Raw genomic sequence first — 20,942 nt, 5'->3', positions numbered from 1 at the left:
CGGTTCGTTAAGGCACGGCCGTGCCGTTAATTCCCCGTTTACCATGTTTCGCCAAGCTGTCCGCAACAGCGGCGGTGCCTTGCACCATAGGCGATTTTGGAAGAGCGGACGAAGACCGCGCGATGTCCTTTTTCTCCTCATTCGGCCTGTCGGGCGGCCTGTCGGGCGGCAAAACGGGCGACGTCGGGTCGGCGCTGCAGTACGCAAGCCGGCGCACGGGCGTCGATCTCGACTATCTGAAGACGACCGCCAAGCGCGAATCCAACCTCGATCCGCAGGCCAAGGCCCCGACCTCGTCGGCTACGGGGCTGTTCCAGTTCATCGAGCGCACCTGGCTCGGCATGCTCAAGCAGGCGGGCGGGCGCCACGGCTATGGCGAGCTGGCCGACAAGATCCAGCCGACGACCGGCGGCGGCTACGCGGTGAGCGACGCGGCGGCGCGCAGGCAGATCCTGGACCTGCGGGAAGACCCGAAGGCGGCCGCGCTGATGGCGGGCGAGTTCACAGCCCGCAACGCGGAGACGCTGCAGACGGCGCTCGGGCGGCCGGCGAGCGAGGGCGAGCTCTACGCGGCCCATTTCCTCGGGGCGGGGGGCGCGGTGGAGCTTGTGCGCCTCGTCGAGACGGCACCGGGCACGCCCGCCGCCGAGCGGTTTCCGGCCGCCGCCAAGTCCAACCGCGCGATCTTCTACGACGCCGGACGTCCGCGGAGCGCCCGGGAGGTCTATGCCAAGATCACCGCCGGCTACGACGCGACGCCGGCGGTGCCACAAAACGCGACCTATCTGGCGTTCGCGCCGGGACGGTCGGCCGAGGATCATGCCTTCCACGGCCTGTTCCGCTCGGACAGCGAGGGGCTCGGGCCGATCGGCAGAATGGCGTCCGGGTTCTGGGCCGGCGTTTCCGGCAAGCCCGAGGCCCACGGCATGACGCGCGACCCCGGTTCGGCCACGGTGGCAACCGACCGCCGCACCGGACAGGCGACGATTCGCGTCCAGGCCGATCCGCAACCCGATCTGCCATCCGACCCGCGATCCCTGCCCGCTGCCCGTGACGCGGGCGAAGGCGGCGGGCGGCGCGGTTACGGCCAGTGGGCCGCCGATCCGTCGCTGCCGGTTCGCTGAAATCCCAAAAAACCTTGGTTTTTATGGTGAACGGTTCCTTAAGTGTTTCCGTCGACCATAGGGCATCAGTCGAATAGTCCGTCCGGCGTCGGGCGGGCGCAAGCCAGGGTACCGGTCGATGCTTGTCAGGCGTTTTCTCGATAGGCTTTCGCAAGGCAATTCGTCCGAACGCGCGGACATCGTTCGGGCGCTGGTGCGCGTCTTTCTGGAAGCGCAGCTGGACGAGCGGAACCGGGCGGACGCGATCATCGCTTTGACGGCGATCCTCGACGACCCTTCGGCCCGGGTGCGCCGGGTCATGGCGGAAGGCTTGGCGGATACGCCGGACGCGCCGCCGGTGGTCATTCGCGCGCTCGCCGAGGATCAAGCCGATATCGCGGCCATCATCCTATCGCGCTCGCCGGTGCTCAGTGAATCGGAGCTGGTCGATATCGTCGGCGGCGGCTACGAGCGCGCCCGGGTCGCGATCGCCACGCGGCCGCAGGTGAGCGTCGGCCTGGCGGCGGCGATCGCCGAAGTCGGCGGGCCGGATGCCTGCGTCGCGCTCGTCGACAATCCCGGTGCGACGGTTACGGTGACGGCGCTGCGGCGCATGGTCGACCGGCACCGGCACGACGCGACGGTGCGGAACGCGCTGCTGGAGCGGCCCGAACTGCCGGTGACGCTGCGCCAGAAGCTGATCGACGGCCTGTCGGAGGCACTCGGCGAGCTTGTCGCGCTCCACGAATGGATGCCGCCGGAGCGTGCCGGCAAGGTGATGTCGGACGCGCGCGACCGCGCCGTCGTCGACCTGGCGATGACGTGCGAGCCGGCGCGCCTGCGCTCGCTGGTGGAAATGCTCGCCGCGGAGCGGCGGATGACGCCGGCCCTGATGATCCGCGCCCTGTGCCTGGGCAATGTCCAGCTCGTTGAGGAGGCGCTGTCCGTCCTGTCGGGAACGCCTGTCAAACGGGTGCTGGCGCTGATCGACGACCGCAGTGGACGCGGCCTGGCAGCGCTCTACCGGCGTGCCAAGCTGCCTGCGGCCTCTCTGCCGGCGCTGCGCGCCGTCGTCGCCGTGCTGCGCGAGGACGCGCCGGACGGAAGCCTGCGCCGGCAGGTGCGCATGGGCCAGCGAATGCTCGAACGGGCGCTGACGCTGCACCAGTCCTTCACGAAGGGCGAGGTCGACGAATTCTTCGCGCTGATCGGGCGGCTGGCCGCGGAGGCCGCGCGCGAGGAAGCGCGCAGCGAGACCGGCGGTTATTTCTGGGCTGCCTGAGGGGCGGTTATCGCCGCAGCCTGAGGGAAGCGGCTATCGCCGCAGGATCTCGCGCAACTCGACGATCCGCAGATCGATCTCGCTGAGGTCGACAAGCGACCCGGCCACAGTGGGATCGAACTGGCGCTTGAGGCGCTCGGCGATCCGCATCACATCGGGATACCCGAGCAGTTCGGCCTGGCGGACGAGCTGTTCGGCGAGTTGATGCAGGTGGCCGCGCATATGCTCGGACTCGGCGGAGCCGGCGACGACCGAAACGGTCTCGGCCAGCTCCTCCACTTCGTCCGCCATCCAACGGTCGAACTCCACGGCCATCGCTGTCATGAGCCCCTGGGCGGCAGTGTTGGCCGACGGGTGAATCTCGACCCGCGCGGAACCAACCGCTCCGTGATTCTTTTCCGCCCCGTCAACCTTGTCGCTACGCATAACTCAGCGTCTCCGTAAAAGACGCGACCCGTCCACACAATTGCGCGGCCAGACTTAACGAAGGCTGAACGGAAACGGTGGCATTCGAGAGAATCCAGAGCCTTTTCGGCCAGAACGGCCACGTTCTGTCCGAAAAACGCTAGTAGCCGAACTGCTCTGCCAGGATGCGTTCGTCGAGGTTGTGGCCCGGATCGAACAGCATCAGCGCCGAGGCGCCCTTGGCTTCCTCGACATGGACGTGGACGACCGAGCGGATCTCGGTGTGGTCGGCGACGGCATTGGTCGGCCGCTTGTCCGCCTCAAGGATCTCGATGTCGATCCTGGCTTCGCTCGGCAGCAGCGCGCCGCGCCAGCGGCGCGGGCGGAACGGGCTGATCGGGGTCAGGGCGAGCAGCGGCGAGTTGATCGGAATGATCGGGCCGTGGGCGGACAGGTTGTAGGCCGTCGATCCGGCCGGTGTGGCGACCAGAATACCGTCGCAGATCAGCTCGCCGAGGCGCACCTTGCCGTCGATCAGGATGCGCAGCTTGGCGGCCTGATAGGTCTGGCGCAGCAGCGAAACCTCGTTGATCGCGAGAGCGGTGTGCTCGCGGCCGTCGCTGTCGGTCGCCCGCATCGAAAGGGGGCGGATCACGGCGGTCTCGGCTTCCTGGAGATGCTCGATGAGGTCGTCCTCGGAATACTCGTTCATCAGGAATCCGACCGAGCCGCGGTTCATGCCGTAGATCGGCTTTCCCGAGTTCATGAACCGGTGCAGGGTTTGCAGCATGAAGCCGTCGCCGCCGAGCGCGACGATGACATCGGCGTCGTCGGGATCGACGCCGCCGTAGCGGGTGATCAGCCGGTCGTGCGCGTCCTCGGCCTCGTCGATCGGGCTCGCCAGAAACGCGATCGAGCGAAAATTGTTGCGTGAGGGGTGTGCTGGCGCGGCCATGCGACTTTTTCCCGACGAATGCTGGCGGCACTATAGCGATACATCGGGTAATGCCAACGGAGGCTTTGGAAGCGATGGCCGACAGGACCGAACCGATCCGGCTGATCTACACGACCTTCGGAACGCTGGAAGATGCTGAGCACTGCGGCGGCGCGCTGGTCGAACGCAGGCTGGCGGCCTGCGTCAACATCCTGCCGCGCATGGTCTCGATCTACGAATGGCAGGGCGAGCTTTCCCGCGACGACGAGGTGGTGATGCTGGTGAAGACCCGGGCGGGGCGGCTGGCGGCCGCGCTCGAGGCGCTTGCCGAGCTGCACCCCTACGAGGTGCCGGCGATGATCACGCTGGCGCCCGAGGCGGTGAACGTTCCGTATGCCGATTGGCTCAGGGGGCAGACGGCGTCATAGGCGCCTGACGGGCCTTGCGAAAGGCAGCCTCCGCCTCGGCCGCCAGTTCGTCGGCGCGGCCCTCGTAGCGCGGCGAATAGTGGAAGGTGACGATGCGCTGCGCGCCGGCGCGGGCGGCGATGTCGCCGGCGATCCGGGCGGTGAGGTGGCGGCGCTCGCTGGCGCGATCGGCGTCCTGGTCGAGGAAGGCCGACTCGATGAACAGCACCGTCGCGTCCCTTGCGAGGTCGAGGATGCGGGCGATGTTGGCTTCGCTCGGGGCGGCGTCGGCCACGTAGACGATCCTGGCGCCGGTGGTGACGGTTGCTGCGTCGCCCCGTAGCGCGCCGAGGGGAACGGTACGCTCGACGGGGCCGTCCTCGCCCCGCCAGCGGGCGTGGATCGGGGTATCGTCGGGATCGTCGCGCAGGATCGCGTCCTTGAGGTCGCGCAGCCAGGGGCCGACCCGCAGCCCGCGGTCCTCGATGCGGTTCTTCCAGACGTTGACGTGGGCCCGTTCCTCCAGCGCGAAGGCGAGGCAGGGAATGCCGTGGTCGAGGACGGCGGCGCGGACGGAGAAGCCGGTCTCGGCCAGAAGCCGACCGTTGGCGGCGGCATCGAAGCGCTCGTTCTCGGGCCGGAACCGGGCGCGGCAGCGGAAATCGACGGTGCGGCAGTCGCCGCCGTCCGCGATCTCGGTCACGACCAGCGTCAGGTCGGTGTCGTAGTTTTCGACCAGGTTCCAGGTATAGGCGGCGAGCTTGTGGCCGACGGCCCCGACGAAGCCCGGCGGGCCATAGAGCCTGAGCGTGGGCTTGCGGCCCAGGACGATGCGCAGGAGCCGTTCGAAGCCGCAGAAATGGTCCATATGCATGTGGGAGACGAAGACGTCGCTCACCCGCAGCAGTTTTCGTGGCGAAAGGGCGCCCAGATCGCCGAGATCGAACAGGATCGCCCGCTTCTCGAACATGAGCTCGATATACAGGCCCGGATCGGAGAACGGCTCGTTGACGAGGACCGGGTGGAACCGCGAGGACATGACGTCCTTCTAGCGGATTTCGGGGGCGACTGTCGCCGCCGGGGTCAGTTCAGCCGGTGCCGGGTGAATTCCGGGACCACGGCGGACAACCGCGACAGCATGGTCTCGTCGTCGCCGTCCTTGGTTGCGGCCTGCAGGCGCTTGATTTCCTCGATCAGCGTCTCGGGGACCAGCGCACGCGGCTCCGCGGCCATGATGCCGTCGAGCGAGGTCGGATGCAGGGGCTCGCTGGCGTCGAACAGTTCCTCGTGCAGCTTCTCCCCCTCGCGCACGCCGGTGAACTCGATGGCGATGTCCTCGTTGGGCTCATAGCCGGCGAGCCGGATCATCTGCTCGGCCAGATCGACGATCTTGACCGGCTGGCCCATGTCGAGGACGAAGATCGAGATGCGCTCGCGGCTGTTGAGCCCGAGCGCGGAGGCCATCAGCACCAGGCTGACCGCTTCCTTGATGGTCATGAAGTAGCGCTTCATGTCCGGATGGGTGACGGTGATCGGGCCGCCCTGTTCCAGTTGCTCCCGGAACAGCGGCACGACGGAGCCGCTCGATCCCAGGACATTGCCGAAGCGCACCGACATGAAGCGGGTCTCGCGGTTGCCGTTGCCGTTGACGCGGTTGCTGGCCGCGTAGGCAAGGGCGTCGAGCGCCTCGCAATAGCTTTCGGCGGCACGCTTGGTGGCGCCCATCACCGAGGTCGGCTGAACGGCCTTATCGGTCGAGATCATCACCATCGCCTTGGCGCCGATCTTGCGCGCCGCGTCGGCGACGTTCACCGTGCCGACCGTATTGGTGCGGATGCCCTCGGCGATGTGTCTTTCGACGATCGGCACATGCTTGAGGGCGGCGGCATGGAAAACGATGTCCGGCACGAACGTCTCGACCAGCGCCGTGATCTTGACGCGGTCGCGCACGTCGCACAGCCGCCCCTCGACGGGGACGCCGGGGTAATCGCGCTGCAGGTCCTTGGTGATGGCGTAAAGCGCGAACTCGGCGTTCTCGACGATCATCAGCCGCTTGCAGCTCATCGACGCGATCTGCCGGCACAACTCGCTGCCGATCGTGCCGCCGCCGCCGGTCACCAGGATGCGCTGGCCGGCGACCAGCTTGCGGATCATCGTGTAGTCGAGCTCGCGGGTGGAGCGGCCGAGCAGGTCCTCGATGTTGATCGGGGTCAGGCGGATGCGGCCGTCGCCGTCGGCGCCTTCCATGGCCGGCCGCAGCAGGCGCTCGACGCTCAGGCCGAGCTTGCGCGCCGTGGAGATCAGCGACTCGATGTCCTTTTCCTTGGTCAGCGCCTCGTTGGTGAGGATCAGCCGGCGCGGCGCCTGCCCACGCTGGGTGAGGCGCTGGACGACGCGCTCGAGGTCCTCGGAATGGCCGAGCACCGGCACGTTGCGGATGCGCTGGCCGACATGGGCCTGTTTCGACGAGATCATGCCGACCGGCGTCATCAGCTCCGAGCCGTTGGTCTCCAGCGAGCGGATGATGATCTCGGCTTCGTTCCCCGAGCCGGCGATCAGCACGGGAATCGCGCCGTGGCCCCGGCGGTGGCCGCGCTTCAGGAGCCTCTGGTCGCGATAGATGCGGTAGAGCATCCGCGGGCCGCCCAGCAGGGCGCAGAGGATGAACCAGGTCGAGAACACGATGGTTCGCGGCACGACGATGTCGCCGCGCGAGGCAAAGTCGAGCACCACCAGGAACACGGTGACCGTGGTCACCGCCTTGATGATGTTTATCAGGTCGGGAATCGAGGCGAACCGCCAGATGCCGGCATAGAGCCCGAACGCCCAGTAGACCACGCCCGCGAAGGGAAGAACCGTCGCGAACAGGATGGCCATGTCGTCGAGACGGAAGATGAACGCGCCCGTGCCGAAGCGCAGGTAATAGCCGATGACGATAGCCGCAGCCGTCATCACCAGGTCATGAGTAAAGGCGGCGAGCCTCTTGGGCGTCAAAGGGCTAGGGGCGAATCGCATCCGGTTCAGCATGTCGGGACGTAAACAACCCGCAGTCCTTACACCCTGCGCGCTTTCAGGTCCAACCTGTATGTGACAGTCTTATGCAGTGGAAAACGGGCGCTAGCGCGGCAAAATTGCGCTCTATCGGGCGGTTTCGGCAGGCGGCGGCGTGTCGTCCGGGTAGTGCTCCTTGACCGCGAACAGGGCGACGACCAGCATCAGCACGCAGATCCACCAAATCTGCCAGGCACCGTGGCTGACGCTCGAGATCGCCAGCGTCGCCGTTATCGCACCGTAGGCGAAGGACCGCCGGCGCCCGGGCAGGCTGGGGATCGACAGCACGATCCCGATCATGATTAGGCCGGCCAGCGCGACGCCGATGGCGCCCAGTTCGACCCAGATCTGCAGAATCGGGTTGTGCGGATGGTGAACGGGGCCGATCGACCAGTCGACGCCGGGAATGTCCCACATTCCGAAGTATCGCGAGGATTCCAGGCCCCATCCCAGGACAGGGTGCACCAGCGCCACCTGCGAGAACTCGCGCCAGATTTCCAGCCGCCGCTCGGTGCTGAGATTGACCACGGCGTCGGCACCGGTTTCGGCGGCGAGATCGGCCATCACCTGGACGGTCAGCGGCATCGCGATGAAGGCCACGGCGGCGACGACGAGCACGCCGATGGCCGCGAGCCGGTTGGAGACCAGCGCCAGACTGGTCACGAACAGGCCGGCGGCGATCGCGAGCAGCGCGGAATCGCTCTTGGAAATGAAGACGGCGACGGCGACCAGAACGACGAGGGCCGCGCGGATCCAGTGCCGGTACGGCCCTGTCGTCAGGGCAAGCGTCGGCCACATCAGCAGGCTCAGGGTGACGACGGACCGGTTCATGTAGGCCGGATTGGGGCCGTAGATCGCCGTCCTAAAGCCGATGTTCGTCGATAGCTCGAAAATCAGGACGAGGGCGGCCAGGGCGATGCCGACGGCGGCACCGACCCGTTGGGCCTGCCGTTCGAGCGGAGGCGCCAGTCCATGCAGGATCATGATCGCGAAGAACATCGAGATCATCTTGATCGACTGCTCGAGGGCCATCTCGGGGCCCAGCGCCCAGCTGCTGGACGCGGCCGCGTAGACGAGCAGCACCAGGGTACACGACACCCACCACGGGTGGTTCGCCGGGTTGAGGCTTGCGAGTATCTTGCGTCCCAGCGAGGCCTCGCCGCGCGTGACATGGGCGGCGAGCGCGAATGCCACGGCAAACGCGAGGCCGAAACCGACGATCGTAGGCAGGGATCGGCTGGAATAGAGAATCACCACCGGTGCGACCACGAACAGGGTGGTCATGCAGGCATCGCGCAGCCATTTCGCGCCGATCGTCGCGGCGACCCTCTCGATCGCGCGCCACCACTGCCGGGCATCATCCGCAATGTGCCGCCAAATCAAGCTGATCGTCGATGCCATACGTCGCGGGGACCTGATTGTTCGGCGAGACTACCGGCTTCTGCGGTCGGTGTCTTGGTGGGAAAAGTGTTGATCGGGCGTCCCTTGGGCGTTTAGCTGCCGGCGCGGTTCGCGGTCGCCGCGCTTTCTCGGCCCAACGTAACGCAGGATGCGCCGGTAGCATCGATGAGCGAGAGCATCAAGGTTCCGTTTTTCCGACCCTCGATCGGCGAGGAGGAGATCGAAGAGGTCGTGGCCACGCTTCGCGGCGGCTGGCTGACGACCGGCGACCGCGCGCGTCGGTTCGAGGAGGGCTTCCGCGCCTATCTGGGCGGCGATGTCGAGGCGATCGCGGTCAATTCGGCGACGGCGGGGCTTCATCTCGCGCTCGAGGCGCTTGCCATCGGCCCCGGCGACGAGGTCGTGGTGCCGGATCTCACCTTCACCGCGAGCGCGGAGGTGGTGCGGTATCTGGGTGCCGAAGTCAGGCTCGTCGACGTCGATCCCGAGACCCTGTGCCTCGATCCGGCGGCCTTGGAAGCGGTGATTACCGAGCGCACGAAGGCGGTCATGCCGGTGCATTACGGCGGACTTTCCTGCGATCTGGACCGGATTTCGGCGATTTGCGACCGCCATGGCATCGAAATCGTCGAGGATGCCGCCCACGCGCTGCCGACGCGCTGGCAGGGCCGGCTGATCGGGTCGCACGGCACGGCGGCGACCGTCTTCAGCTTCTACGCCAACAAGACGATCACGACCGGCGAGGGCGGCATGCTGGTGACGCCTCGCCGGGACCTGGCGGAACGGGCGCGGATCATGCGGCTGCACGGCATCGACCGCGACGCCTTCGACCGCTTCCGCACGCCCGGGGCCGGCTGGCGCTACGACATCGTCGCGCCCGGGTTCAAGTACAACCTGTCCGATCTCGCCGCCGCCGTCGGCGTGCGCCAGCTTGAGAAGACCGACGGCCTCTGCAAGAAGCGCGCGGCCATCGCCGAGCGCTATCTCGACGCCTTCGCCGACCTGCCGGCGCGGCTGCCGGTGAGGGGCGAGCAGGGCGGGCATTCCTGGCACCTGTTTCCGATCCGCCTGAACGCGGATGCGCCGCTCGACCGCGACGCCTTCATCGCCCGGATGACGGAGATCGGCATCGGCACCAGCATGCACTACGCGCCGCTGCACCAGATGACCTACTGGAAGGACCGCTACGACCTGAAGCCGGAGGATTTCCCGGTTTCCGAGGACGCGTTCAACAGCCTCGTCACGCTGCCGCTGTTCCCGGACATGACGGAGGCCGAGATCGGGGCGGTGATCGGCGCGGTGCGCGACACGCTGACGGCCGGCCGGCGCGCCGTCGCCGGGGCCTGAGGCCGCCGTGGCGGGCAATCCGGATCGCCGCTTCGTCGTGGTGCTGGGGGCCGCGCGCTCGGGCACCTCGATGCTGCGCGACCTGATCGCCGCGCATCCGCGGATCGCCGCCATTCCCTTCGACGTCAACCATATCTGGCGGATCGGCAACGACCGCCGGCCCGACGATGCGTTCGCGCCGGGCACCGCGACCCCGGCCGTGGCACGGCGGATACGCGACCGGCTGACCGGCATTGCCCGCCGCAATGCCGGTGCGTCGTGGCCGCAGGTGCGGTTCGTCGTGGAAAAGACCGTCGGCAACGCGCTCAGGCCGGATTTCGTCGAGGCGGTTCTGCCGGACGCGCTTTACGTGCGGATCACGCGCGATCCGCGCCGCGTCATCGGGTCGACCATCGACGCCTGGAGGGCGCCGCCGGATACCGGCCATCTCCGGCGCAAGCTGCGGCTGTTCGGGCCCGCCGACCTGGGCTACATGGGCTGGTACGCGCTGAACGCGCTCAGCGGCCGCCTCGGCCACAAGCGCGGCCTGCACATGTGGGGCGCGCGCTATCCCGGCATTCGCGCCGATCTGGAAACCGAGAGCCTGGAGACCGTCTGCGCCCGCCAGTGGCTCTCGTCGGTGCGGACGATCGACCGGTTTTTCGCGGATCTGCCGCCCGAGCGCGGGATTTCGGTCAACTACGAGGCACTCGTCGGCGGCCCCGAGGATCTGCGGCGGATCTGGTCGTTCCTCGGCGTTGACGACGACGCGCTTGCCGCGCGCGTGTTCTCCGAGCGCGTCAGGGCGTCGGGCAACCGCCAATCGGCGCTGCCCGAAGCGATCGAGGGCGACACGCGGCGCGCCGTCGAGGCGCTGATCGCCGAATACGGCTACGGCTGAGGGGAAACTGTGCAGGATTTCGCCAAACGGGCCTTCGATATCGCCGCGAGCCTGGCCGGGCTGATCGTGCTGTCGCCGGTGCTGGTCGCGATCTCGGTCGCGATCCTGGTCGATTCCGGCGCACCGGTGCTGTTCAGCCAGGATCGGGTGGGGCTGCGGGGGCGCCTCTTCCGCATCCACAAGTTCCGCACCATGCGGCCGGTCGCGGGCCCGAAGGTCACCGCGGGCGGCGATCCGCGCATCACCCGCGTCGGCGCGGTGCTGCGCCGCACCAAGCTCGACGAGCTGCCGCAGCTCTGGGACGTCCTGCGCGGGGCGATGTCGTTTGTCGGCCCCCGGCCGGAAGTGCCTGGAATGTTTGCCTATTATCCCGCCGAGGCACGCGAGCGGATCACCTCGGTGCGGCCGGGCATCACCGATCTCGCCACGCTCGAGTTCCGCGACGAGGAGGCGGTGCTCGCCGGCGCCACCGATCCGGAGACGGTCTATCTCGAGGAGGTCGTGCCGAAGAAGATCGCGCTTTACCTCGACTATCTCGATCGGCGCAGCTTCGGCCTCGACCTGGCGATCATTGGCCGGACGATAAAGGGGCTGTTCGGCTGACGGGGCCCGGCTGACGGGGCCCGGTCGGCGGCGCCCGGCTGGCGGCGCGACACGGGTCCCTTGCAAGCCTTTAGCGGTGCTTGATGAACGTCCCGTCGTTCAGCTCGGAGACCGCCTGGCGCAGTTCGTCGCGGGTGTTCATGACGATGGGCCCGTACCAGGCGACCGGCTCCTTCAGCGGCTTGCCGGAGACCAGCAGGAAGCGAATGCCTTCGTCGCCGGCCTGGACGGTCACCTCGTCGCCGGAATCGAACAGCACCAGGGAGCGATTCCCGGTCTGCTCGCGCACCAGCACCTCGTTTTCGGGCGTGCCGCGCTCGGTCAGGACGCCGAACGGTTTCGACGCGTCGCGGAACGTGCCCGAGCCCTCGAACACGTAGGCGAAGGCCTGCCGGTAGGTTTCCACCGGAAGCCGCTTGCGGACGCCGGCGGGCACGAACACGTCGAGATAGCGCGGATCGGCGGCGATGCCGTCGACGGGGCCGCGCTTGCCCCAGAAGTCGCCGCAGACGACGCGGACGATGGTGCCGTCGTCGTCGATGATCTCGGGAATCGCGGCGGACTCGATGTCCTGATAGCGTGGCTCGGTCATCTTCAGCGACGAGGGCAGGTTGGCCCAGAGCTGGAAGCCGTGCATCTGTCCCTTGGCGTCGCCCTTGGGCATTTCCTGGTGCATGATGCCGCTGCCGGCCGTCATCCACTGCACGTCGCCGGCGCCCAGCGTACCGGTGTTGCCGAGGCTGTCGCCATGGTCGACGGTGCCCGAGAGGACGTAGGTGATCGTCTCGATGCCGCGATGGGGATGCCAGGGAAAGCCCTTGAGGTAGTCCTCGGGCCGTTCGTTACGGAAATCGTCGAACAGCAGGAAGGGATCGAATTCGCTGGTGTTGCCGAAGCCGAAGGCGCGGTGCAGCTTGACGCCGGCGCCCTCCATCGTCGGGCTTGCCTCGTGGATGCTCTTGACGGGGCGGATGGACATCGAAGACCTCCGGGGTGTTACTGGTCGGTACCGCCATAGATGGGGACGGAACGCCGGCTGTCCAGTCCCTAGGCCGTGCCCAGCTCCGCCCTGATCTCCGGCAGGGTCAACAAGAGGTCGACGACACCTTCCAGATCGAGCTGTTCGGTGTTGTGCGAGGTGTAGTCCTCGATCTCGGCGACGTCCGGGTTTCCTTCGGAGAAATAGGACGCGTAATCGAGGTCGCGGCCGTCCATGCGGATGCGCCAGTAGTCGCCCTGGTCCTCGGCGCCCGCCAGCTCGTCGGCGGTCGCCAGCGTCTCGAACAGCTTCTCGCCGTGGCGGACGCCGATGGTGCGGATATCGACGTCGGCCTCGAACAGCGCCTTCATCGCCTCGGCCAGCGTGCCGATGGTGCAGGCGGGCGCCTTCTTGATGAACACGTCGCCGGGCTCGGCGTGGGTGAGGGCGTGCTCGACGAGGGCGACGGAATCGATCAGCGGTAGCAAAAACCGCGTCATCTGCGGATTGGTGACGGTGATCGGCCCGCCGTCGCGGAGCTGCTTCAGGAACAGCGGGATCACCGAGCCGCGCGAGTACATGACGTTGCCGTAGCGGACGCAGGCGACGACGGTGCCTTCACCGTTGCGGCGGCGCGAGGCGGCCTGGACGAGCTTCTCCATCATCGCCTTGGACATGCCCATGGCGTTGATCGGCAGCACGGCCTTGTCGGTCGACAGGCACACGACCCGATCGACGTCATACTTGATCGCGGACTCGATGACGTTGGAGGAGCCGACGACGTTGGTGCGGACGGCCTCCATCGGGAAGAACTCGCAGGAGGGCACCTGCTTCAGCGCGGCGGCATGAAACACCATGTCGGCGCCGGCCATCGCCATGTCGACGCTGCCGGGATCGCGCACGTCGCCGATGTAGAACGACAGCCGCGGCTCGCGCAGACGGTTGCGCATGGCGTCCTGCTTCTCCTCGTCGCGCGACAGGATGCGGATCTCGCCGGCGCCCTGCGCCAGCGCATGCCGCACCATGACCCCGCCGAAGGAGCCGGTGCCGCCGGTGATGAGGATGGTCTTGCCTTGCATATCAACGCCTTGTGCGGCTGCTCATGTGCCACAAGCGGACGCGGGGCGCAATTGAGAGGTTTCCGCCCGCGCGGCGCGGTGCGGTATACGGGGAGCGGCCGTCTAGGCGGCAAGGGGCAGGGAATGGACCGAAAGCGGCTCCTGTTTGCCGGCGACCCGGATCATTCGGGCTTCGCAGCCCGGATACCGCGCGGCAACGGCCCTGAACACGGTTTCGCCGATCAGCAATTCGCCGGGGGCGGCAGCCGCCTGGATGCGCGCGGCGGTATTGACCGGATCTCCGAGCGCTGTGAAGTCGAAGTAATCCTCGCGGCCGACATTGCCGACGAAGGCCGTGCCGGCGTCGATGCCGATCCCCACGGGCAACAGAGGGGAATGGCGACCGTCGTAGCCGAGCGCGCGCAGCAGGTCCATGCCGGCCTCGACCGCCTTTATCTTGAAGTCGGGACCCGAGAAGCCGGGAATGAAGAACGCCATCACCTCGTCGCCGATGAGCTTGTCCACCGTCGCGTCGTGACGGATCAGAACCTCGGTGGCGGTCACGTAGAACCGGTTCAGGATCTCGGCGAACCGCGCGGGGCCGAGCTTTTCGGCCAACTCCGTCGAGCCGCGAACGTCGGCGAAGAGGATCGCGGTCTCGATTTCCGCCCCGCCCAAGGGCATCTTCTCGCAACACAGGCTGCAGATATGGGGGTTCTTCTTGGACGGCCGGAAGCCGAGCACGGCGCAGATACGGCCGCCGACGCCGCCGAAGGGGTTGTGACAGATCTTGCAGCGCGGCGTGCCGGGCAGAAGATGCATCGCGCGGCGCAGGTTCTTGTGAAACGGGTGGCCCTCGCTCAGAACCTCCCGCCACGCCTCCAGTTTGGCTTCTTCGCCGGTGTTGGGTTGCTGTGACATGGCTATTTCGCCACCTAATCAATAGCACGTTTCCGCGACCCGGTCATCACGCGTCTTGGTGGTGTCGGGGGGCCGGAGGGGGTGCGGGCCTAGAACGGAGGCTGGCGAATCGATCGCGCGTATTTCCCTCTGTGGCACCTTGACTTTACGCCCCTCACGCCGTCCTTTTCGCCGCCATGAGACGGATCGTCGTCACCGGCGCTTTTAGCGATTGACCGGACGACAGGCGGTGCGCGTCGTTCTGTACATTCAACGCGCCGACACTTAACTAAGCCGGACGACATCGATCCGCCTTCTTCAAGATCGCGGCGACAGGTGCCTTTCCCGTGACTGGCCACGGGCAGGCGCCTGAAACAGGAATCCCGAAAGACACGACATGACAGATTTTGAAGGCGTCGTTCCGGCGCTCGGCGCTGCGCTCGAAAAGCGCGGCTATACTGCGTTGACGCCCGTGCAGAAGGCCGTTCTGGCGCCCGAACTGAGCGGCGCGGACCTGCTGGTCTCGGCGCAGACGGGGTCCGGCAAGACCGTCGCGTTCGGTCTGGCCCTGGCGCCGACCCTGCTCGACGACGCCGGCCAGTTCGACCAGCCGGACGCCCCGCTGGCGCTGGTCGTCGCCCCGACCCGGGAACTGGCGATGCAGGTGGGGCGCGAGCTCGAGTGGCTCTACGGCGAGACGGGGGCGCGGCTCGCCTCCTGTGTCGGCGGCATGGACTACCGGACCGAGCGGCGCGCGCTCGATCGCGGCGCCCATATCGTCGTCGGCACGCCGGGCCGCCTGTGCGACCACATCCGCCGCGGATCGCTGGATACCTCCGCGCTGCGGGCGGTGGTGCTCGACGAGGCCGACGAGATGCTCGATCTGGGCTTTCGCGAGGACCTCGAGTTCATCCTGGAATCCGCGCCGTCCGAGCGGCGCACGCTGCTGTTCTCGGCCACGGTGCCGCCCACCATCGCCAAACTGGCCAAGACATTTCAGCGCGACGCGGTGCGCGTCACCACTACGGAAGAACAGGCGCAGCACCTGGACATCGAATACCGCGTGCATCCGGTCGCGTCCTACGACAAGGAAAACGCGATCATCAACGTGCTGCGCTTCCACGAGGCCAGGAACGCCCTCGTGTTCTGCGCGACGCGCGCCACAGTCACCCACCTGACCGCGCGGTTCAACAATCGCGGGTTCGCCGTGGTGGCGCTGTCGGGCGAACTGAGCCAGAGCGAGCGGACGCACGCGCTGCAGGCCATGCGCGACGGGCGCGCCCGGGTGTGCATCGCCACCGACGTGGCCGCGCGCGGCATCGACCTGCCGAACCTGGAGCTCGTCATCCACGCCGACCTGCCGACGAACGCCGAAACCATGGTGCATCGCAGCGGCCGGACGGGCCGGGCCGGGCGCAAGGGTGTCAGCGTCCTGATCGTGCCCAACAACCGGCGCCGGCAGGCCGAGCGCCTGCTGGCCAATGGCGGCATCGATGCCGACTGGTGCAAGCCGCCGACCGCCGACGAGGTGCGCCGGCGCGACGACGAGCGCCTGCTGGCCGACCCCTCCCTCAGCGACCCTGTGCTGGAGGAGGAGCAGACGCTCGTTCAGGACCTGCTCGCGCGCCATGGCGCCGAACAGGTGGCCGCCGCCTTCCTGCGCCGCTGCCGCGCCGGTCAATCGGCTCCGGAGGAACTGGCCGAAATCGCCCCGCAAGACCTGAGAAAGCCGGAAAAGAGGGCGCCGGAGGTGCCGAGACGGTCACGCGAGGACTTCGACGACAGCGTCTGGTTTTCTCTGTCTATCGGGCGCAGGCAGCGCGCCGAGCCGCGCTGGATCCTGCCGATGGTGTGCCGTGCCGGCGGGATCACCAAGCGCGACGTCGGGGCAATCAAGCTGCAGGACGAGGCGACTTATATCCAGATCGCGGCGGAGAGCGCGGATGCCTTCGAGGCCGCGCTCGGCCCCGAGATGATGCTGGAGCGCAACGTCGGCGTGTCGCGCCTGGAGGGCATGCCGGACCTGACCCGTGCGCCGCGGCCGGAGGCCCGGGATGCATCCGAGGGGCACGCGGACGGTGAGCGGAAGCCCTATGCGCGAAAGGGGCCGCCCCGGGACAAGAAACCTTACGGAGACAAGAAGCCGTACGGCGACAAGAAACCGTATGGCGACAAAAAGCCGTATGGCGACAAAAAGCCGTATGGCGACAGGAAGCCCTACGGGGACAGGAAGCCCTACGGCGATCGGAAGCCGTATGGAGATAAGCCAGTCTCCGATGAGAAGACAGTCTTCGGGGAGAAGAAACCCTATGGAGACCGGCCGCCGCGCAGCGACAAGAAGCCGTTCGACAAGAAACCGTACGAGAAGAAGCCCTACGAGAAGAAGCCGTTCGCAACGAAGCCCTACGATCCCCGCGAACGCGACGACCGCGCGCAGGACGACCACGGCGCCCCGAAACCGAAGCGCACCGACGATTCGGAACGTCGGTCGGGTGATGAGCGGCCGGCGCGCAAGGGACCGAATCCCGCGCTCGATCCAAACTGGAAGCCCGGCCGGAAGGCGACCGGAAAGCCGGCGGGCAAGCGGCCCGGAAAACCGGGTGGCAAGCCCGCGGGCAAACCGGGTGGCAAACCGGGTGGCAAGCCCGGTGCCGCGAAGGCGTTCCGGCCGAAGGGCGGCAAGGGCAGTGTGTCCGGTGGTACGTCCGGGGCCGGCGGGCTGAAGCGGAAGTCGGGGCCGGGCACGCCGCGCTGATCGTGGCTCGTCGGGCGCGCGTCCCGAGTGCGCCGTCTTGACTCTGGGACGCCCACACCGTCCTTTTCGCGCTCATGAGAAAGATCGCCATCACCGGCGCCAGGGGCCTGATCGGCTGGCATACGCGCGCCTGGCTGTCGGTACAGCCGGAAACACAGGTCGTGCGCGTGCCGAAAGCCGCGTGGAACGACGCGGAGTCGCTCGCCGGGCTGCTCGCGGGCTGCGGCGCCGTCGTGCATCTGGCGGCGATGAATCGCGGCGCGGACGCGGAGATTCGCGAAACCAACGTGCGACTTGCACGCACGCTCGTGGACGCGCTCGATCGTCTCGGCGAAACGCCGCACGTGCTGCATTCGTCGTCGACGCTGGCCGAGCGCGACACCGGCACGCACGGGGCCTATGGCCGGTCGAAGCGTGAGTCCTCGGAGATCCTGTCGCGATGGGCGGCGACGTCCGGTGGCGCGTTCACCGACATGATCCTGCCGAACGTGTTTGGCGAGGGCGGCAGGCCGTTCCACAACTCGGTGGTCTCGACCTTCTGCCACCTGCTGGCGACCGGCGGCGAACCGACGGTCGATGTCGACAACGAGATCGCGTTCCTGCATGCCCATCAGGTGGCCCGCGGAATTGGCGACTTGATCGCGCAGGGGGCCACGGAAGAGTGGCGGCCGTCCGGGACCCGGATCACGGTTTCGGCGCTGCTCGACACGCTGAAGCAAATGGATTCGGGCTACCGCGCGCACTTCATTCCCGATCTGCGCGATCCCTTCGCCCGCGACCTGTTCAACACCTATCGCAGCTATCTCTATCCCGACCACTACCCGGTCGCGTTCGAGCGGCACACCGACCAGCGCGGCACGCTGGTCGAAGCGATCCGCGAGGGCAATGGCGGGCAGATCCACTATTCCAACACGCACCCGGGCTTCACCCGCGGCGAACACTTCCATTTCCGCAAGGTGGAGCGCTTCGTCGTCATCTCCGGCGAGGCCGAGATCGCGATCCGGCGCATCTGCGGCGCGGAGATCATGCGCTTCCGGGTCTCCGGCGAAAACCCCGTCTATGTCGATATGCCGACCTTGCATACCCACAACCTGACCAATATCGGGTCCGGCGATATGATCGCGATGTTCTGGTCCAACGAGCTTTTCGACCCCGCCGCGCCGGACACCTACCGGGTGCCGGTCGAGTTGGAGGCGGCGGTTAACGAGCCCCCCGAAAAGGCGATCGCGCGATGAAAGTGATGACCATCCTCGGCACGCGGCCGGAGATCATCCGCCTGTCGCGCGTTATCGCCCGGCTCGACGAGGCGTGCGAGCACGTGCTGGTGCATACCGGCCAGAGCCACGACCGGACGCTGTCGGACGTGTTCTTCGAGGACCTGGGCCTGCGCGCCCCTGACCACCATCTCGACGTCAAGGCGGACAGCCTCGCCGCCCAGCTCGGCAACATCCTGGCGGGCGCGGAGCGCGTGCTGACGGCGGAACGGCCCGACGCGCTGGTCGTGCTCGGGGACACCAATTCGGCGCTGTCGGCGATCATGGCCAAGCGCATGCGCGTGCCCATCTATCACATGGAGGCGGGCAACCGCTGCTTTGACTGGAACGTGCCGGAAGAGATCAACCGGCGGATGATCGACCACATCGCCGACGTCAATCTTGTCTATACCGAGCACGCCCGCCGCAACCTGATCGCCGAGGGGCTGCCCGCTCGCCAAATAGCACTGACCGGCTCGCCGATGCGCGAGGTGCTGGAGCATTACGCCGACCGGATCGAGGCCTCCGACGTGCTGTCGCGACTGGAGATCGCGCCGCGCGACTATCTCGTCGCCAGCGTCCACCGCGAGGAGACCGTCGACAACCCGGCGCATCTTTCAAAGGTGGCCGAGACGCTGACGCGGCTGTCGGAGACCTTCGAGCGCCCGGTGCTGGTGTCGACCCATCCGCGCCTGAAGCGGCGGCTGGAGGAGGCCGGCGACACCAAGATCGGTGGCACCGGAATCGGTGGCGGCGTCCGCTTCCACGAGCCGTTCGGGCTGCTCGACTACGTCAAGCTGCAGAAGAACGCCTTCTGCACGATCTCGGATTCCGGGACGCTGTCGGAGGAGGCGGCGATGCTCGGCTTTCCGGCGGTGTCGCTCCGGAACGCCACCGAGCGGCCCGAAGGCGTCGAGGCTGGCGCGATGCTCCTGACCGGGATCGACGCGCAGACCGTCGTCGACGCGGTGTCCTGGCAGACGGCGCGGTTCGCCGCCGGCGAGCGGCCGGTGTGCCCGCCCGACTACACGATCGCGGACACGTCGGCACGGGTCGTGTCGCTGGTGCTCGGCACCGCGGGCCTGATGCATCGCTGGGTCGGCATCGATCCGCGCCCCTCCTGATCGCGCGTCGGGGGGCGGGGTGAAGATCCTCATCATCTATCGGCATTACTGGCCGGACACGCCGCCGCTCGGCTCGATGCTGCGCACGCTGGCGGAGCACCTCGCCGGGCGCGGGCACCGGGTCTATGTCGTGACCGGCCAGCCCTCCTATCAGGGCCGGCAGGGCGAGACGCTGCCGAAACGCGAGTTCAAGGGCGGCGTGCGCATCATCCGACTGCCGCTACTGCGGGAAACCGGCGGCTTCCTGCGCCGCCTTCTCAACGTGGTCCTGTTCGAAAGCGCGGTGCTGTCCTATGCGGCGCGCCACCGGTTCAACCTGGTGTGGACCAACACGCTGCCGCCGATTGTCGGCGGGCTCTACGGAGCGCTGTCCGCGCGCGGGTCCGGCGCCCGCTTCCTCTATCACGTCCAGGACATCTATCCGGAGGTCTGGCGCTACGCCTCGGGCGAGACCCCGGGCGCGCTGAAGCGCTTCTGGATCCGGCTGCTGGCCTCCGTCGACTCGTGGACCTGCCGGCGCTCGGCCGCCGTCGTCGTCCTGTCCGACGACATGATGCGCACCATCGCCGACAGGGGCGGCAACGGGGCGGTGGCGTTCCACGTCGTCAACAACTTCGTCCAGGCCGAACTGTCCGGCGACGAACCGCCGCCGCCGCGGGACGACGCTATCTTCCGGCTGGTGTTCTCCGGCAATCTCGGCCGCTTCCAGAATCTCGACCTGCTGGTCGAGGCGATGGCGCTGATCAGGCCGGACGAGGGGATCACGCTTCAGTTCATCGGCTCTGGCGTTGCCGAGGACAAGCTGCGCGAGACGGTGACGCGGCGCGGCCTCGCCCATGTCGGCTTCACCCCGCGGCTGCCCTCCAACGAGGCCTTCCGGCTGACGCGCGCCGCCGATCTCGGCGTGATCTCGCTCGTTCCCGACATGCACCGCGTCTCCTATCCGAGCAAGCTGATGACCTACATGGCCGCCGGCCTGCCGGTGCTGGCGCTGATGGAGACCGACAGCGCGCTGGCGCACTATCTCGACGACAACGATGCCGGCATCGCCGTTCAGGGCGACGCGGCGGCGGTCGCCGCTGCCATCCGCGCGGCGCGGGATCGTTTCGCGGCGGACCAGGGCCTCAAGCCCCGCATCGCGGCGCTCGCCGAGCGCGATTTCGGCCGCAAGGCCGCCTGCGAACGCTGGACGCACCTCATCGATACGTTCGTGTCGGATTGAGGGGCCGTGCCCTATCCAAACACTCGTCATGCCCGGGCGTGACCCCGGCATCTCGTGCCATACGCCCGGGATTGCCGGGTCACGCCCGGCAATGACGTGGGAGGGGCGCGCAACGCGCGTGACGAACCCGGATCGCGACACCACCGAATCTCCGCGCGGTATGGCCGTATGGGTCCCGGGACAAGCCCGGTACACGCGGCTTGTATTTGTTGCTCTGGCAGTGCCCCACGAACAAAGG

General features: G+C 67.6%; 18 protein-coding genes. 10 read left to right on the top strand and 8 right to left on the bottom strand.

Annotation, left to right across the window (positions count from 1 at the left end):
- The first annotated feature begins 122 nt into the window (after window positions 1-122).
- Together ACSF9G_RS00405 and ACSF9G_RS00400 are read left to right on the top strand one after the other, a co-directional pair.
- The gene (locus ACSF9G_RS00405) at window positions 123-1,124 is read left to right on the top strand and encodes a transglycosylase SLT domain-containing protein (RefSeq protein WP_436636996.1); all 1,002 of its coding nucleotides are present in this window, start codon (window positions 123-125) and stop codon (window positions 1,122-1,124) included.
- A 118-nt stretch (window positions 1,125-1,242) separates the two neighbouring features.
- Window positions 1,243-2,385, top strand: a complete 1,143-nt coding sequence (locus ACSF9G_RS00400) for a DUF2336 domain-containing protein (RefSeq protein WP_436636994.1) — start codon at window positions 1,243-1,245, stop codon at window positions 2,383-2,385.
- A 33-nt stretch (window positions 2,386-2,418) separates the two neighbouring features.
- Here the strand turns inward: ACSF9G_RS00400 and ACSF9G_RS00395 are convergent, their stop codons facing one another.
- Together ACSF9G_RS00395 and ACSF9G_RS00390 are read right to left on the bottom strand one after the other, a co-directional pair.
- The gene (locus tag ACSF9G_RS00395; protein ID WP_436636992.1) at window positions 2,419-2,811 is read right to left on the bottom strand and encodes a hypothetical protein; all 393 of its coding nucleotides are present in this window, start codon (window positions 2,809-2,811) and stop codon (window positions 2,419-2,421) included.
- A 139-nt stretch (window positions 2,812-2,950) separates the two neighbouring features.
- Complete coding sequence (locus ACSF9G_RS00390) at window positions 2,951-3,745, bottom strand: NAD kinase (protein ID WP_436636990.1); 795 nt, start codon at window positions 3,743-3,745, stop codon at window positions 2,951-2,953.
- 74 nt (window positions 3,746-3,819) lie between these two features.
- On the opposite strand from ACSF9G_RS00390, the gene cutA reads away from it, so the two are divergent.
- Complete coding sequence (gene cutA / locus ACSF9G_RS00385; RefSeq protein WP_436636988.1) at window positions 3,820-4,152, top strand: divalent-cation tolerance protein CutA; 333 nt, start codon at window positions 3,820-3,822, stop codon at window positions 4,150-4,152.
- Here cutA and ACSF9G_RS00380 read toward each other — a convergent pair.
- The 3 genes from ACSF9G_RS00380 to ACSF9G_RS00370 form a co-directional block, all read right to left on the bottom strand.
- A complete protein-coding gene (locus tag ACSF9G_RS00380) occupies window positions 4,130-5,170 on the bottom strand; it encodes a ribonuclease Z (protein ID WP_436636986.1) in 1,041 nt (346 codons plus the stop codon). The genes cutA and ACSF9G_RS00380 overlap by 23 nt on opposite strands.
- 44 nt (window positions 5,171-5,214) lie before the next feature.
- Window positions 5,215-7,083 carry a polysaccharide biosynthesis protein gene (locus tag ACSF9G_RS00375; protein ID WP_436636984.1) on the bottom strand — a complete coding sequence of 623 codons (1,869 nt, stop codon included), beginning with the start codon at window positions 7,081-7,083 and terminating at the stop codon, window positions 5,215-5,217.
- Window positions 7,084-7,269: 186 nt separating this feature from the next.
- The gene (locus ACSF9G_RS00370; RefSeq protein WP_436636982.1) at window positions 7,270-8,565 is read right to left on the bottom strand and encodes an O-antigen ligase family protein; all 1,296 of its coding nucleotides are present in this window, start codon (window positions 8,563-8,565) and stop codon (window positions 7,270-7,272) included.
- Between the two features lie 183 nt (window positions 8,566-8,748).
- Between ACSF9G_RS00370 and ACSF9G_RS00365 the strand changes: the two genes are divergently transcribed.
- From ACSF9G_RS00365 to ACSF9G_RS00355, 3 genes are read left to right on the top strand one after another with little or no spacing between them, the layout of a single operon-like run.
- Window positions 8,749-9,930 carry a DegT/DnrJ/EryC1/StrS family aminotransferase gene (locus ACSF9G_RS00365; RefSeq protein ID WP_436636980.1) on the top strand — a complete coding sequence of 394 codons (1,182 nt, stop codon included), beginning with the start codon at window positions 8,749-8,751 and terminating at the stop codon, window positions 9,928-9,930.
- Between the two features lie 7 nt (window positions 9,931-9,937).
- Window positions 9,938-10,810 (top strand): sulfotransferase family protein, encoded by an 873-nt coding sequence (locus tag ACSF9G_RS00360; protein WP_436636978.1) that lies wholly within the window; start codon window positions 9,938-9,940, stop codon window positions 10,808-10,810.
- A gap of 9 nt (window positions 10,811-10,819) precedes the next feature.
- On the top strand, window positions 10,820-11,413 hold the full coding sequence (locus ACSF9G_RS00355) for a sugar transferase (protein WP_436636976.1): 594 nt from the start codon (window positions 10,820-10,822) through the stop codon (window positions 11,411-11,413).
- Window positions 11,414-11,483: 70 nt separating this feature from the next.
- Here ACSF9G_RS00355 and ACSF9G_RS00350 read toward each other — a convergent pair whose 3' ends face one another.
- The 3 genes from ACSF9G_RS00350 to ACSF9G_RS00340 all read right to left on the bottom strand — a co-directional run bounded on the left by ACSF9G_RS00350 (window position 11,484) and on the right by ACSF9G_RS00340 (window position 14,371).
- The gene (locus tag ACSF9G_RS00350; protein ID WP_436636974.1) at window positions 11,484-12,392 is read right to left on the bottom strand and encodes a pirin family protein; all 909 of its coding nucleotides are present in this window, start codon (window positions 12,390-12,392) and stop codon (window positions 11,484-11,486) included.
- A 68-nt stretch (window positions 12,393-12,460) separates the two neighbouring features.
- On the bottom strand, window positions 12,461-13,471 hold the full coding sequence (locus tag ACSF9G_RS00345) for a polysaccharide biosynthesis protein (RefSeq protein ID WP_436636972.1): 1,011 nt from the start codon (window positions 13,469-13,471) through the stop codon (window positions 12,461-12,463).
- Between the two features lie 102 nt (window positions 13,472-13,573).
- Entirely contained in the window at window positions 13,574-14,371 is a 798-nt protein-coding gene (locus ACSF9G_RS00340) for an adenylate/guanylate cyclase domain-containing protein (RefSeq protein WP_436636970.1), read from the bottom strand.
- A gap of 376 nt (window positions 14,372-14,747) precedes the next feature.
- On the opposite strand from ACSF9G_RS00340, the gene ACSF9G_RS00335 reads away from it, so the two are divergent.
- The 4 genes from ACSF9G_RS00335 to ACSF9G_RS00320 all read left to right on the top strand — a co-directional run bounded on the left by ACSF9G_RS00335 (window position 14,748) and on the right by ACSF9G_RS00320 (window position 20,704).
- Complete coding sequence (locus ACSF9G_RS00335) at window positions 14,748-17,105, top strand: DEAD/DEAH box helicase (protein ID WP_436636968.1); 2,358 nt, start codon at window positions 14,748-14,750, stop codon at window positions 17,103-17,105.
- Window positions 17,106-17,179: 74 nt separating this feature from the next.
- On the top strand, window positions 17,180-18,340 hold the full coding sequence (locus tag ACSF9G_RS00330) for a polysaccharide biosynthesis C-terminal domain-containing protein (protein WP_436636966.1): 1,161 nt from the start codon (window positions 17,180-17,182) through the stop codon (window positions 18,338-18,340).
- Complete coding sequence (wecB, locus tag ACSF9G_RS00325) at window positions 18,337-19,482, top strand: non-hydrolyzing UDP-N-acetylglucosamine 2-epimerase (RefSeq protein ID WP_436636964.1); 1,146 nt, start codon at window positions 18,337-18,339, stop codon at window positions 19,480-19,482. Before ACSF9G_RS00330 ends, wecB begins: the two co-directional genes overlap by 4 nt.
- 19 nt (window positions 19,483-19,501) lie before the next feature.
- On the top strand, window positions 19,502-20,704 hold the full coding sequence (locus tag ACSF9G_RS00320) for a glycosyltransferase family 4 protein (RefSeq protein WP_436636962.1): 1,203 nt from the start codon (window positions 19,502-19,504) through the stop codon (window positions 20,702-20,704).
- Window positions 20,705-20,942 lie beyond the last annotated feature (238 nt).

Origin of the sequence: Microbaculum mangrovi (assembly GCF_051390635.1) — a bacterium.
GTDB lineage: Bacteria > Pseudomonadota > Alphaproteobacteria > Rhizobiales > Tepidamorphaceae > Microbaculum.
Note: the sequence above shows the minus strand (reverse complement) of the source record. Positions and strands in the feature narration are given on the sequence as shown.